The organism is Allosalinactinospora lopnorensis, from assembly GCF_000981225.1.
Taxonomy (GTDB): domain Bacteria; phylum Actinomycetota; class Actinomycetes; order Streptosporangiales; family Streptosporangiaceae; genus Allosalinactinospora; species Allosalinactinospora lopnorensis.
On sequence record NZ_LAJC01000002.1, the window covers coordinates 138,188 to 152,100 of the forward strand.

Sequence of the window (13,913 nt, forward strand, 5' to 3'; positions counted from 1 at the left end):
TTGTGAAGTGTGTTGCATGTGTCATGCTGTTGCGAATAGTTCGCGATAGTTTCCGCTGCGCCCTCGTGTCCGTGAGGAGGGCGCAGGGGGCGAAAGGGATGCATGTCGCTCAGTTCCGAGATGGTGCGCGAGAGGGTCCGGCAGTACTGGGACTGGCGGGCCGGCAGTTTCCGGGCGGACATCGCCGCGACACCTGACCGCGCCGCGTGGCTGGACGTCTACGCCGAGGCGACCCGGCGGCTCTTTCCCGACCGCCGGGAGCCGCTGCGGGTGCTCGATGTCGGCAGTGGCACGGGGTTCGTGGCGCTGGTCTTCGCCGAGCTCGGGCACGACGTCGTCGCCGTCGAGCCGGCCGAGGCCATGCGCGAGATCGCCGCGAAGGAGATCGCCGACGCGGGGTTCCAGGTCGACCTCCGCGCCGGCTACGCTCACCCGCTGCCGGACGTCGGTGCCGGCTTCGACGTGGTCACCTGCCGCAACGTGCTCTGGACGCTCACCGACCCCGTTGCCGCGCTGCGCGGCTGGCGCGAGGTACTGCGGCCCGGCGGCGCGGTCCTGGTCAGCGACGGCATGTGGAACACGCGGCGCCAGGAGTTCCGACTGCTGCGCACCGGATGGCGGTCACGCGCGGACACCCCCGTGGGCTGGCGCTTCCTCGCGGCCTACCTGCGGTTGCGCCGAGGTCTTCCCTGCTACCGGGGGATCGATCAGAAGCGGGCGCACCGGCTGCTCGCCGACGCCGGGTACCAGCGCCCGCTCTCTCTCGACCACTTGATGGACCGCGGGTTCTACGAAGCGGACACGGTGGACGCTCACTGCCTCGCAGCGGCCCGGGCGGACTGATCCGGGCCGCCGGGTTCGGGGCGGGAGATGAGGACCGAGTTGACGACGTCGTCACACGGGTGCATCTCCACCAGGGTGCGGAAACCGGTCAGGTCGTCCGGGGAGACCGGCGGGTAGAGCGCTGTGCGCAGCCGGTGGGCCGAGCGGGTCAGCAGCAGCGAATCGGGGCGCATGCTTCCCGACAGCGATCCGGTCACACTCCGCTTGGCCGCCCGGTCCGCGCCGACCAGGGCGGCCAGTAGGACGATGTCCGTATCGGTCACCTCCGGCAGCCGCGACGGAGCGCAGGCGTCGCCGCACACCGTGTCCACACGCTTCTCCATGCCGAGCGCCCGCTGCACGGCGGAGGCCAGTTCGCATGCCTCGGGGTCGTTGTCGACGTTGGTGACATCCACCCCGTACAGCTGCGCCAGTACCAGACCTGTCAGCGGCAGCGGTCCCGCCCCGAGGACGACGGCCGACTCCGGCGGCGGCGCGCCGATCGCGGTGAGTCCGGCGAGTTCGAAGCGGACGAGGCGGCGGTAGTTGTCCAGGTAGGGGAACTGCCGCAGCTCGGCCCAGGGGGCGTCGGCGGCGATGATCCGGCGGGCCCAGGCTCGTTCGAGCTGGCTCTCGCCGCGTGCGCTCAGCGACCGCAGCGACGCGACGAGGGAATCCGCGACGGGGGTGCCCAGCACCTCGCTGGTCAGTTCGTCGTCGATCACCGTGCACAGTTCGACGAGCCGCTCGAACGCGTCGTTGACCTCGGGCGAGGGGCGGAGGTCGGTGGCGCTGAGCCGGTCGTCGAGGTCCAGGAGCCAGGCGAGGAGGGTGGCGGGGGGCAGGGTCCGGGGGGCGGTGAGGGCTCTGGGTGATGTATCAGTCACGAGCGCATAGTACGAAAATGATTTTCAACCTCAAAGTGCCGGAAAGCCTCCTCGGCGTGGCGAGCGTCACGACGGGGGCTTCCGCCGTCCGTCCGATGAGTCCGGTGTGGCCGGGTTGTCGCGCACGGCGGTGGACCCGTTAGGCTTTCTGTTGTTAGCGATAATCATTTTCAGTTGCTGTTGCATATCTGATGCGGGAACGAGGGCCGGAATGCTCGAAGTGGCGGATCTGCGGATCCGGGCGGGCGGCGCCTCGGGCGAGGGCGGCGCGGACGTCGTCGACGGCGTCGGTTTCCGCCTGGAGCCGGGCGAACGGCTCGGGGTCATCGGCGAGTCCGGCTCCGGCAAGTCCTTGATGGCGCTGGCCCTGATTGGGCTGCTGCCCCACGACTGCGCGGCCGGGGGCAGCGTCCGGTTGGACGGCACGGAACTGCTCGGGACGGACGAGCGCGGGCTGCGCGGGATCCGAGGCAGCCGGATGACGATGGTGTTCCAGGACGCCCTCACCGCTCTCAACCCGCTGACCCGCGTTGGCCGCCAGGTCGCCGAACCGTTCCGCCGGCACCAGGGGATGAGCGCGCCGGCGGCGGCCGGAGCCGCGGTGGAACTGCTGGAGCTGGCCGGGCTGCCCCACCCGGTCGTGACCGCCCGTTCCTACCCTCCGCAGTTGTCGGGCGGCCAGCGGCAGCGCGTGTGCATCGCCATGGCACTGGCCTGCCGCCCCCAGGTGCTCATCGCCGACGAACCGACCACGGCGCTGGACGTCACGGTCCAGGCGGGGGTACTCGACCTCCTCGACCGGATACTCGGTCTGGAGACCGCCCCCCGCCCCGCTCTGCTGTTCATCACGCACGACCTCGCCGTCGTCGCCCGGATCTGCGAGCGCGTCCTGGTGATGCGCGACGGCCGGATCGTCGAGGACGGCCCCGCCGGTTCACTGCTACGCCACCCCCGGCACGACTACACCCGTACACTGCTCGCCGACGCGAGGGCGGCCGGATGGGGCGGATGACCGCCACCGCCCGCGCACCCGTGGAAGGCGAGCCCGCCCCCGCGAGGACGCCCTCTTATGCCCTCTCCCCTCCTCACCGCCAGCAACCTGCGCCGCCGTTACCGCTCCCGGATCTCGCTGTTCTCCGCCCCGCGCGAGGTGACGGCACTGGACCAGGTGAGCTTCGCGGTCTTTCCCGGGGAGCGGCTGGGTGTGGTGGGGGAGTCCGGTTCCGGCAAGTCCACGCTGGCCCGGATCCTGCTCGCCCTGGAACGCCCCGACGCCGGCGACGTCCGGTTCGGGCCCGAGCGGCGGCCGGTGCGGCCCGGGCTGGCGCGGCGGACACGCTGGTTCCGATCGCAGGTGCAGCTGGTGCCGCAGGACCCCGCGAGCTCGCTCAACCCGCGCATGCGCGTAGGGCGCAGCATCGCCGAGCCGTTGGTCTGCCTGGGGATCGACGTCGACCACCAGAGCCGCGTCGCCGAGGTGCTCACCGCCGTCGGACTGGAGGCGGAGATGGCCGGACGCTACCCGCACGAGTTCTCCGGCGGCCAGCGGCAGCGGTTGGCGATCGCCCGCGCCATCGCACCCGAGCCGAGCCTGCTCGTCGCCGACGAACCGGTGAGCGCGCTGGACGTCTCCTCCCAGGCGCGCATCCTCGGGCTGCTGCGCGGGCTCAGCCGGGAGCGCGGCCTCGGCCTGGTCCTCATCTCCCACGACCTGGGTGTGGTCCGCAACCTCTGCGATCGGGCGCTGATCATGCGCGGCGGCCGGATCGTGGAGCAAGGGGCCGTGGCCGATGTCTTCACGGCCCCGCAGCAGGCGTACACCCGGCGTCTCATCGACGCCATTCCCCGCCTTCCGGAGGTCGGCCCCGGCACCGATCCGGTGGAGGGGGCCGCCCAGAACGATGCCGCCTACTGAAGACCCTGGAGGTCTTGCCCCGTGGCCACCACCACTGCGTCACGATCCCTGAACCCGCTGCGCAGATGGTCCCTGCTGACCAGGTTCGCCGGACTCACCGGTGTCGCGCAGCTGCTGCTGCTCACCCAGCTGGCCTTCAATCTGGGGTTCTATCTTGTCGTGCCGTTCCTGGCGGTTCATCTCGCCGAAGACCTCGCCATGGCCGGGTGGGCGATCGGGGTGGTGCTGGGCGTGCGGACGTTCAGCCAGCAGGGGCTGTTCGTGGTCGGCGGTGCGCTCGCCGACAGATTCGGCACCCGCCCCGTGGTGCTGACCGGATGCGCGGTCCGCGTCGCCGGTTTCGTCGTGCTCGCCTTCGCTCCGAGCTTCCCGGTCGTGCTGCTCGGAGCGGTCCTGACCGGGTTCGCCGGCGCGCTGTTCTCCCCGGCGGTGGAGGCGGCACTGGCAGGGGAGGGCGCGGAGCTGGAGCGGCGCGGCGCGATGACCCGGGCCGAGGTCTTCGGGCTGTTCGCGATCTGCGGCGAGGCGGGCGCGGTCACCGGCCCATTGCTGGGGGCGGCGCTGCTCACCGTTGACTTCTCGCTGACCTGCATGGTCGCCGCCGCAGTGTTCGTGGTCATCCTGTTCGGCCATTACCGGCTGCTGCCGGCGGCCCTTGGCCGCGGTCCCGGCGAGGCTGTGCTGAGCGGGTGGGCCGAGGTGCTGCGCAACCGGGTGTTTCTTGTTTTCGCGTTCGGCTACAGTGCGTACCTCGTGAGCTACAACCAGCTGTATCTCGCCCTGCCGGTGGAGCTGGAGAGGGCCACGGGCGGCCAGTGGGCCCTCGGCTGGATGTTCGCCCTCGCCTCGATCCTGATCGTGGCGGGGCAGCTTCCGCTGGCCGCATGGGCGCGTACCCGGCTGGGCGCCGCCCGCGCGCTCCCGCTGGGGTTCGGCCTGCTCGCGACGGCGTTCACAGTGGTCTCGGCGAGCGCGCCCGCCGAGCCGCCGCCCGGACTGTTCGCACTGGCCCCGGCCATCGCGCTGGTGACGTTCCTGACATTCGGCCAGATGCTGGCCGTGCCCGTTGCCCAGGATCTCGTTCCGCGCCTGGCGGGCGAACAGCGACTGGGCAGCCACTTCGGCTTCCTGTCCTCGATGGGCGGGCTCGCGGTGCTGGCGGGCAGCACCGGCGTTGGGGCACTGCTGGACCGCGCCTCCACCCCCGGGCCCGATGCCGCGCTGCCCTGGATGGTCATGGCCGTACTGCCGGCGATGGGCGGGATCGTTCTGTGGGTGATCGCCCGGAGGCACCCGCCCATCGTGGTTGAAAACGGTTTTCAATATCATAGGGTCTTGTCCTCGATGTCCCCCGATGAAAAGGACGCTTGCTCATGCAGCTAGTTCGCTCATTCCCGGCCGAGGTACTGGGAGCGGCGGCCGCCCTCGGCCTGCTCACGACCGGTTGCTTCAGCGGCGGCGATGGCGGTGACGACGGCAGGCTCGACATGGCGCTGGCCTTCCCCCCGGTCAAGCAGATGTCGCCCTACAGCGACGACGCCGCTCTGCTCGGCAGGGTGGGAGCTGCGGAGCCCCTCATAACCCTGGACGACGACGGCGCACCGCGGCCGTTGCTGGCCGAGGACTGGGAGCAGGCGGACGACGACACCTGGGAGCTGACGCTGCGCGACGACGTCACCTTCCAGAACGGAACCGAGATGACCGCCGAGCACGTCGCCGACGCGCTCGGCTGCGCGACCGAGGCCAGTCCCCTGCCCCGCGCCCTGGCCGGCACCGAGCTGACGGCCGAGGCTGACGGCCGGCACGCCCTGACCATCGACACCGGAAACCCCGATCCGGTCCTTCCGCAGCGACTCTCCTCGCCCGAGCTGGCCATCCTGGCCCCGGAAGCCTACGAGGAGGACCCCGGCACCCCCGACCCCAAGGGCACGGGGACCGGCCCGTTCGAGCTGTCCGAGGTCGACGGCGGTACAGCCACGCTGGAGGCATACGACGGCTACTGGAGCGGCGAGCCCCAGGCGACCGGCATCGACGTGCGGTTCGTGGAGGACTCCGCGAGTCGCGTGGGCGCCCTGCGCGCCGGAGAGGCGGACATCGTCGACGCCGTTCCGGTCGCGGAGCTGGAGAACATCACCGAACAGAATCTGGTCGAGGTGCAGCTCCCTCGCACGGTCGGGATGTTCCTGAACAACGACGAAGGGGTCTTCACCGATCCCGAGCTTCGGGCGGCCGCGGCGGCCGCGGTCGACAGCGACCCCATCGTCGAGGGGATCTACGAAGGCCGCGCCGACCCGGTCGAGGGGATCTACGGGCCGGTCAGCGACTGGAGCGAGGACCGCCCCGACGTCGACCCGGAAGCCGAGCCCGGTGACCCCGACGGCGCGGGGATCACCCTCGCCACCTACTCCGACCGCGCGGAGCTGCCCGAGGCGGCCTCCGCGGTGGCCGAGGATCTGCGCGAGGCCGGGTTCGAGGTCGACATCGCCGTCCAGGAGTTCGCCACCATGGAGACCGACCTGATGGAGGGCGAGTTCGACGCCGTCATCGGCACCCGCTCCTACCTGCTCGAGACCAACGATCCGATCGCCTACCTCGCCTCCGACTGGGGCTGCGACGGCAGTTACAACCTCGCCCGGTTCTGCGATGCCGAGGTGGACGAGAGGATCGCGGAGGCCGCGGGCGAGACCGACGTCGAGCAGCGCCTCCGGGCCGCCGTGGAGATCGAGGCCGACATCCTCGCCACGCACTCCTTCGTGCCGCTGGCCGCCGAACGCGCCCGTATCGGCGTGGCCGAAGACGTCGAGGGCGTCGCCGAGGACCCGCTGGAGCGCACCATAGTGACCGCAGGGACCCGCACATCGTGACGGCATCGGCGACGGGGCGCGCTCCCCGGCGCCTCGGACCGCACCCGGGCCGGCTGCGGGCCCCGTTCGTCGCCTTCGCCTCGTGCACCGGACTCGCGTTCCTCGTCGGGGCGCTGCCCTGGCTCAGCGGGGACGACCCAGCGCAGACGGTGCTGCGGGCGCGGGCGGCCGAACGCGGGGCCGATCCGGAGGCGCTTCAGTCGATCCGGGAGGAGCTGGACCTCCCCGCCGACCCGGTCAGCGGAACGCTGAGCTGGCTCGGCGGGGCGGTACGCGGCGACCTCGGGGTCTCGTGGGTGTCGGGAGCCCCGATCGCCCCGGACATCGCGAGCGCGCTGGGGGTCTCGGCCTCGCTCGCCTCCTTCGCGGCGGCGGTCGCGCTGGCCACCGGGATCCTGGTGCTGCTGCCGGTGCTGCTGCGGGCGGTCCGCACCGGCCGCGCGGGCGGCCGCGGCGCCGATGTCACCGGGGCGCTCCTGGCTTCGGTCCCGGACTTCCTGCTGGCCTCGGTGTTTCTCGCCGTCGTCGCTGTGCGGTGGGACATGGCGCCTACGTCGGGGTGGGAGGGGCCGGCGCACGCCGTCCTTCCCGCGCTCGCCCTCGGGCTGCCCGCGGGCGGTCTCCTCAGCCGGGTTCTCGCCGGGGCCCTGGCCGCGGCGCTGGCCGAGAGCTGGGTGCGTACCTGGCGCGCGATCGGGTTCGCGCCGGCCACGATGGCCGTGGCGCTGCTGCAGCGCACCCTCGCCGTCGCCCTGCCGCAGGTGATGCTGGTGTTCGCCGGGCTCCTGGGTGCCTCCGTCATGGTGGAGACCGTGTTCGCCGTCCCCGGTCTGGGGCATACCGCGCTTGTCGCGACCCTTGCCCAGGACCTGCCGAAGGTGCAGGGAGCCGTCGCGGCGCTGGTCCTCGTTGGGCTGCTCGCCGGCGGTGCCGGTATCGCGGCGCACCGGGCACTGATGGGGCCCGCGCTCGCCGCCTCCGGGCTTACGCCCGCTGTGGCGATCACGCCGGCGGCCCGGCGGCTGCCCCTCGTGATCGGTGGAGCGCTGCTGCTGGCGATCGCGGTGGGCCTGGCGCGCGACCCGGAGGCGATCACGCTGGCGGCGCGCCTGGAGGCGCCATCGGCGGCCCACCCCCTGGGAACCGACTCCCTGGGGCGGGATCTGCTGGCCCGTTTCGGCCACGGCGCGCTGCTCAGTGCCGGCGCGGGAGTGGCGGTGAGCCTCACCGCGCTGGTCGTCGGGGCGGTTCTCGGTGTCCTCGGAAAGCGCGCGCAGGCGGGGGCGGCCGATGTGCTCAACGCGCTGCCGCCGGTCCTGGTGGGTGTCCTGGTGGCGGCGGCGGTCGGTCCCAGCCCGGCCGGGGCCGTCGCGGCGGTCGCACTCGTGGCCTGGATCCCGATCGCGGTGCACGCCCGCACCTTGGCGGCGGAGGTGCGGGCCTCCGGCTACCACCAGGCGGCGATCGCCGGGGGAGCGGGAAGGGCGTGGCTCCTGCGGCGGCACCTGCTGCCTTCGGTCCTGCCCGCTGTGTCGCGGCACGCGCTGATGCGGATCCCGCACAATACGCTCGCGCTGGCAGGGCTGAGCTTCCTCGGTCTGGGCGCCCCGCACGACTCCCCCGAATGGGGGGCCATGCTGGCCGAGTCCATCCGGTACGTGGAACGCGCCCCCTGGACCGTGGCGGTCCCCGCGCTCGGTCTCGCCCTGCTCGGCGTCGTCGCCAGCCTTGTCCGCACCGAACGGCGGTGAGATCAAAGGCGCGAGACCGCGGAGCGCTGCGGGAGGGGCGCCTCTCAATCGCCGATGCGCCGGGTAAGCGGATCCGGTCGGGCAGGCGGGAGGCCATGGGGAGTTCCGGGGGATGGAACTGATTGTGATCTACGACGTAAAGGCGGTGCTTCATGCGTTCCCATTCCTACCTCTAAGGAACCGTCCCCCCGACCCACCCATCCCACTCTTGAACCATTAACCGGGAACACTCTCTGCCATCTGGTGTACCGCGAACGTCTCCGGAAGTGACCAGAGCTATGAACTACGGTCCAGGATCGGGCCTGCCTCCCAGCGGGGGATGGGGACCTCCGCCCCCGCCAGGGAGTGGTGGAGGTTTCCCGCCTCCTCCACCGCCCCCGCCGCCTCCCGGACCGAGCGGGCGCGGCGCGCAGCAGCCGGCCGGTATGGGTAACGCTATCGCCGCGCTGGTCGCCAGCATCGTCACGCTCTGCCTGTGCTGGATCTTCGCGCTCCCCGCGCTGGTGCTGTCGATCATCGGTATGGTGCTGGCGAACGACAACTCCTCCGCTTCGCGCGGATGCACGCTGGCCGCGTGGGCCCTGCTCGCCGTCGGCCTCGTTCTCGGCGTCGCCTACTTCGCCCTCCACGGCGCCGTGCTCTTCTCGGACGCCTTCGGGGTCACCCTTCCAGGGCCACCGCGATGATCGCGCGGAGCTGGTCGAGGATGTCGGCGCGGTCGCGCTCGAAGGGCCGACAACTGAGCGCGACCGGGTTTTCGGCGCCGAGTTCGAGAGTCGGGGTGTGGATGTGCCCGGCGGGGATGGTGCGTCCGGTGGCGTCGCGCAGCCGGGTGTTGCGGTACGCGATCTCGTTGGAGAAGTAGTTGCCGCCCGCGCGGGCCTGGGAACCGGACGTGGGCCCCTGGGCGCGGACCACCGGAGCCTCGTGGCCCGCGGGAATTTCGGTGACCTCGGTGATCTGGTGGATCGGGAAGCGTCCGCCGGCGCGTTCGACGATGGCCTGCCGGGGGAGTGTCGACGGGCTCCACTGCGGACGCAGGAAAGGGGGAGGCAGGTCGCCGGGGATCGGTATGGGGCCGGGAGCGTGGTGGCGTTCGTTGTCGGGGGCGTCACCGCGCCACGCGCCGCTGTAGGCATCCAGGCCGAACTCCGCCTTGGATCCCTCACCGAGGGTGATCACGGCGTCGACGGCCGCGGCCGGGGCCGTGTACTGGGGGAACAAGGTGCGTTCGACGATTCCGTCGCTGAAGTCGCGCCAACGGACAGGGAAGACCGCGGTGCGGACCACGGCGGTGTACCCGCTGATGTCGAAGGTCGCGCCATCCAGGGCGAGCGCGGACGCGCCCGACGGGTTCGAACGGCGGATGTCCTCGTCGAGGCGGTCGGGGTCGAACCCGGTAACGATGACCCGTAGCAACCGGTCGTCGGGCGGGAACACCAGGTCCTCATGGCCGCGTGAGGCGTGCTCGAGCCGGGTCAGCAGGCTCCGGCGCTCCTCGTCGCCGAGGTCGAAGGCCGGTCGCCAGGATCGCAACCGGGCGCTCAACGTCAACCGGGCCCAGTACAGCGGGCGGTCGTCGGCGGTCTCCTGGCGGACGGCCTCGGTCCAGAGTCGTCGTCCGTGCGAGGTGACGACTCTGGCGGCCTCCGCCAGATCTCCGGCGGAGGCCAGATCGGCGGAGAACAGCGGAGCCGCCGCGGCGAACCCGGAACGGCGCAGGACGGCCTGCGGAACCTCTAGCTCGGCGCGGGCCTCCTCGGCTGTCAGGGCGATGTCGTTCATCGTGTCCAGTCCGGGTCGTCGGGCGGGGGAGGGAGCGGGCGGTGCGGATTTTACCTGGGCCGGGGGCAGGACGCGTCGCGGCCGTTCGCCGGTGCCGGGCGGCGGGCGGTTAGCGGCCCGCGGGGAAGGGAACGTGAACCCCTGCCTAGCAAGGTTGTGTCCGCAGACCCCTCTCAACGGAGAGAGCAGCTCATGCCCACGATCCCCGCCACCGACGAGATCAGCGACCGCGCTACCGCTGCTCTTGAGCGTTGCGGTGCCGACCGCCCGGCGGAAATAACAGCGACCGGACAGCTCTTCGCCCGCACCCCTATAACGGGTGGATCGCTGCTGCCGTTGGCCCGCGCCGCCGACAGTGATGTCGATCATGCCGTCTCCGCCGCCCACCAGGCCTTTCGGTCCACCTGGCAGCACACTCCCGCTCCCGAGCGCGGGGCGCTGGTGCGGCGTCTGGGCGAACTCCTCCGGGAGCACAAGTACGATCTCGCCGACCTCGTCACCATCGAGGCGGGCAAGATCCGCTCCGAGGCGGCGGGCGAAGTCCAGGAGATGATCGACATCTGCGACTTCGCGCTCGGGCTGTCGCGGCAGCTGTACGGGCGCACGATGGCCTCCGAACGTCCCGGGCACCGGTTGATGGAGACCTGGCATCCTCTCGGTGTCGTCGGTGTCATCACCGCGTTCAACTTCCCCGTCGCCGTGTGGGCATGGAACACGGCTGTCGCGCTGGTGTGCGGTGACACCGTGGTGTGGAAGCCGTCCGAGCTGACCCCTCTGACGGCGCTGGCCTGCGACGCGCTGCTGAGCCGGGCGGCCTCCGATGTCGGGGCTCCCGCGGACGTGCACCGGCTGGTCCTCGGCGAACGGGAGGTGGCGGAGCGCCTCGTCGACGATCCGCGGGTCGCGCTGGTCTCCGCCACGGGGTCCGTGCGCATGGGGCGGCAGGTGGGCCCGCGCGTCGCCTCCCGCCTGGGCCGTTGCCTCCTCGAACTGGGCGGGAACAATGCCGCTGTCGTCACCTCGTCGGCGGATCTGGACCTCGCGGTCCGCGGTACCGTGTTCGCCGCCGCCGGGACAGCGGGGCAGCGGTGCACGAGCCTGCGTCGGCTGATCGTGCACGAGGATGTCGCCGACGCACTCGTCGGCCGGATCGTGGACGCTTACGGCCAGCTGCGTATCGGTGACCCCTTCGACGAGGACACCCTGGTCGGGCCGCTTGTCGGAGAGCAGGCGCTCACCGCCATGCGCAACGCGCTCGCCCGGGCGACCGCCGATGGCGGAACGGTGCTGGTCGGCGGGAGCCGCTGTTTGGAGAAGGAGGCGCCGGACGCCTATTACGCGGAACCCGCGGTCGTGCGGATGCCGGCCCAGACCGAGATCGTTCGGGAGGAGACGTTCGCGCCGATCCTATACGTCATGACGTACAGGACATTCGACGAGGCGATCGAACTGCACAACGGTGTCTCGCAGGGACTCTCCAGCGCCGTGTTCACCCGGGACCAGCGCGAGGCGGAGCGGTTCCTGTCGCTGTCCGACTGCGGGATCGTGAACGTGAACATCGGGACGTCCGGCGCCGAGATCGGCGGGGCGTTCGGCGGAGAGAAGGACACCGGCGGCGGCCGGGAGTCGGGCTCCGACGCCTGGAAGGCCTACATGCGCCGGGCGACGAACACGGTGAACTACTCGGAGGAGCTGCCGCTGGCGCAGGGAGTGCGCTTCCTCTAGAGGCCGGGAAACAAAAAGAGGTAGTGCCGCCGGGAGGGGGAGCGGCGGCACTACCTGCGAGTAACACTACTGCTCTCGCGGAGTCCTGACCATGCCCTCGGAGGTATCCGACGCACCAAATGCGGGCATTTCTCCGGATGTGTCGGCCGACTCCGGCCAAAGTTTGTGCTAAACGACGAGTGGCGATCTTTGCCCTGTTCGCTATCGGCGCAGCACGGAGGGGCATCGGCCTGCTTTGCAGGGCGTTGTGAGCGACATGGATTCCGAACGCGATGCTTTGGACGCCTACAGCCGGGTCGTCACGTCCGTGGCGGACCAGGTGCGGCCGAGTGTGGTCGCCCTCAGCGTGCGGAGCGGGCGGGGCGCCGGAGCCGGTTCCGCCGTGCTCTTCGACGACGAAGGCGGCCTTCTCACGAGCGCCCACGTTGTGGCGGAGGCGGACACCGGGACGGCGACGTTCAGCGAGGGGGCGGAATCCCGATTCCACGTGGTCGGCTCAGACCCGCTGTCGGACCTCGCGGTGCTGCGTGTGGCGGACGGCGGGCACACGCCGTCCGTACGGGCGACGCTCGGCGACGCCGACACGTTGCGGATCGGCCAGCTCGTGGTCGCGGTGGGCAACCCGATGGGACTCGGCGGGTCGGTGACAGCAGGCGTGGTATCCGGCCTCGGCCGGTCGCTGCCGGCCCGGGAAGGACGCCACCTCCGGTTGATCGACGACGTGATCCAGACCGATGCCGCGCTCAACCCCGGCAACTCCGGTGGGGCGCTTGCCGACTCCTCGGGACGCCTCGTCGGGATCAACACCGCGGTCGCGGGCTACGGGCTCGGGCTGGCGGTGCCCGTGAACTCCACGACGCGGCACATCATCGACGAGCTCGCCTCCACAGGCCGGGTGCGGCGGGCGTGGCTGGGGGTGGCCGGGGTGCCCTTTCCGCTGCCTCCCCGGCTGACCCAGCGGATGCAGCAACGGCGCGGGCTGCGCGTCGTGGAGGTGGTACCGGGAAGCCCGGCGGGAACCGCCGGGATCTACCTGGCGACGTGCTCATCTCCGCCGGCGGCCAGCCGCTGGAGAACGTGCAGGCCCTGCAGCGCCTGATGCTCGGCCCGGCGATCGGCAGCCGGCTGCCGATTACCCTGCTCCGTCGCGGCGCGCTGGTGGACGTGGTGGCGATCCCCGCTGAACTGGCCGCCAGCTGACCGGTGCGCCGCCGGGCGAGCGGGGACCGGGGAAGGCGCGCGGGAGTGCCGTGCGCGGCGGTCAGCCGTATGTCTTCAGGTGGGTGAGGATCGGGGGGATGATGCGCTCGGGGTCTTCTTCGGGAAGCCAGTGCGTAGCGTTGTCGAGGGCGATGAAGTCGTAGGGGCCGGCAGCCCAGGAGGCTGTCCTCTCGGCCGCGGCTGCGGTGAAGGCCAGGTCGTACTCGCCCCAGAGGTAGAGAGTGGGCACGGTGACCGGTGGCACGTCGAAGTCCCTGTCGTCCATCGCCCGGTACCAGTTCAACGCGGCCGTCAGCGCGCCCGGTTCCCTGAGCCGCCGGATGTTGTCCTCGACCAGGTCGGCCGGCACCCGGTCCTGGTAGATGGCGCGCAGTGCCGCCGCATCGTCGTCCAGCAGCACCTGCTCGGCCTTGCTCTCGGCGCGGAGCAGCTGAACGTAGGCCAGGTGCTCGCGTTGCTCGGCGGATTCCGCCAGGACCGCGGACAGGGCGCCGGGATGGGGGGTGGCGAGTGCGGTCAGTGTGATGATCCGATCGGGGGCGGTGGCCGCCACCGACCATCCGATCGCGCCGCCCCAGTCGTGGCCGACGAGGTGGAACCGCTCAGCGCCGAGGGCGTCGGCGAAGCCGAGCGCGTCGTCCGCGAGCTTCGGCCCGGCGTAGTCGGCGGGGTCCTCCGGTCTCGCTTCGGGGGAGTAGCCGCGCTGGTTCACCGCGACCGCGCGGTACCCGGCCCGCGCCACCGCCGCTATCTGCTCCCGCCAGCACGTTGCGAACTCCGGGAACCCGTGCAGGAACAGCACCAGAGGCCCGGTCTCGGGGCCGGTGGCCAGGGCGTCGAAGACCAGCGGACCACGGCGGAGGGTGAGCGCAACCGTGCCGGGAACGAGCTCAGCGGACATGGGGCCCTCTCTGCGATGGTCCGGACTTAAAACCGCTGTCCT

13 protein-coding genes are annotated in these 13,913 nt (G+C 71.5%); 10 read left to right on the forward strand and 3 right to left on the reverse strand.

What is annotated here, in order from left to right:
- Positions 1–102 precede the first annotated feature (102 nt).
- Positions 103–843: a class I SAM-dependent methyltransferase gene (locus tag VS93_RS01615; RefSeq protein WP_052745448.1), complete on the forward strand. Its 741-nt coding sequence runs from the start codon at positions 103–105 to the stop codon at positions 841–843.
- Here the strand turns inward: VS93_RS01615 and VS93_RS01620 are convergent.
- Positions 813–1,709: a nicotianamine synthase family protein gene (locus VS93_RS01620; protein WP_046468225.1), complete on the reverse strand. Its 897-nt coding sequence runs from the start codon at positions 1,707–1,709 to the stop codon at positions 813–815. The genes VS93_RS01615 and VS93_RS01620 overlap by 31 nt on opposite strands.
- 211 nt (positions 1,710–1,920) lie before the next feature.
- On the opposite strand from VS93_RS01620, the gene VS93_RS01625 reads away from it, so the two are divergent.
- The 6 genes from VS93_RS01625 (at position 1,921) to VS93_RS26580 (ending at position 8,925) form a co-directional block, all read left to right on the forward strand.
- Positions 1,921–2,721 (forward strand): ATP-binding cassette domain-containing protein, encoded by an 801-nt coding sequence (locus tag VS93_RS01625; RefSeq protein WP_046468226.1) that lies wholly within the window; start codon positions 1,921–1,923, stop codon positions 2,719–2,721.
- A gap of 57 nt (positions 2,722–2,778) precedes the next feature.
- Entirely contained in the window at positions 2,779–3,624 is an 846-nt protein-coding gene (locus VS93_RS01630) for an ABC transporter ATP-binding protein (RefSeq protein WP_046468227.1), read from the forward strand.
- A gap of 21 nt (positions 3,625–3,645) precedes the next feature.
- Positions 3,646–5,007: an MDR family MFS transporter gene (locus VS93_RS01635; protein WP_082126541.1), complete on the forward strand. Its 1,362-nt coding sequence runs from the start codon at positions 3,646–3,648 to the stop codon at positions 5,005–5,007.
- Complete coding sequence (locus VS93_RS01640; protein ID WP_046468228.1) at positions 4,998–6,488, forward strand: ABC transporter substrate-binding protein; 1,491 nt, start codon at positions 4,998–5,000, stop codon at positions 6,486–6,488. Before VS93_RS01635 ends, VS93_RS01640 begins: the two co-directional genes overlap by 10 nt.
- On the forward strand, positions 6,485–8,239 hold the full coding sequence (locus tag VS93_RS01645; protein ID WP_082126542.1) for an ABC transporter permease subunit: 1,755 nt from the start codon (positions 6,485–6,487) through the stop codon (positions 8,237–8,239). The genes VS93_RS01640 and VS93_RS01645 overlap by 4 nt, the downstream gene beginning before the upstream one ends.
- A 425-nt stretch (positions 8,240–8,664) precedes the next feature.
- Positions 8,665–8,925 carry a hypothetical protein gene (locus VS93_RS26580; protein ID WP_201776514.1) on the forward strand — a complete coding sequence of 87 codons (261 nt, stop codon included), beginning with the start codon at positions 8,665–8,667 and terminating at the stop codon, positions 8,923–8,925.
- Here the strand turns inward: VS93_RS26580 and VS93_RS01655 are convergent.
- Entirely contained in the window at positions 8,900–10,024 is a 1,125-nt protein-coding gene (locus VS93_RS01655; RefSeq protein WP_046468230.1) for a pyroglutamyl peptidase, read from the reverse strand. The two genes, VS93_RS26580 and VS93_RS01655, sit on opposite strands and share 26 nt — an antisense overlap.
- Positions 10,025–10,216: 192 nt before the next feature.
- Here VS93_RS01655 and amaB point away from each other — a divergent pair, with 192 nt between their 5' ends.
- From amaB to VS93_RS32395, 3 genes are all read left to right on the forward strand, one after another.
- Positions 10,217–11,749 carry an L-piperidine-6-carboxylate dehydrogenase gene (amaB, locus tag VS93_RS01660; protein WP_046468231.1) on the forward strand — a complete coding sequence of 511 codons (1,533 nt, stop codon included), beginning with the start codon at positions 10,217–10,219 and terminating at the stop codon, positions 11,747–11,749.
- 256 nt (positions 11,750–12,005) lie between these two features.
- On the forward strand, positions 12,006–12,848 hold the full coding sequence (locus tag VS93_RS01665; protein ID WP_201776515.1) for a S1C family serine protease: 843 nt from the start codon (positions 12,006–12,008) through the stop codon (positions 12,846–12,848).
- On the forward strand, positions 12,827–12,949 hold the full coding sequence (locus VS93_RS32395) for a hypothetical protein (RefSeq protein WP_269082782.1): 123 nt from the start codon (positions 12,827–12,829) through the stop codon (positions 12,947–12,949). Before VS93_RS01665 ends, VS93_RS32395 begins: the two co-directional genes overlap by 22 nt.
- Positions 12,950–13,010: 61 nt before the next feature.
- On the opposite strand, the gene VS93_RS01670 is transcribed toward VS93_RS32395, so the two are convergent.
- A complete protein-coding gene (locus tag VS93_RS01670) occupies positions 13,011–13,871 on the reverse strand; it encodes an alpha/beta fold hydrolase (protein ID WP_046468232.1) in 861 nt (286 codons plus the stop codon).
- Positions 13,872–13,913 lie beyond the last annotated feature (42 nt).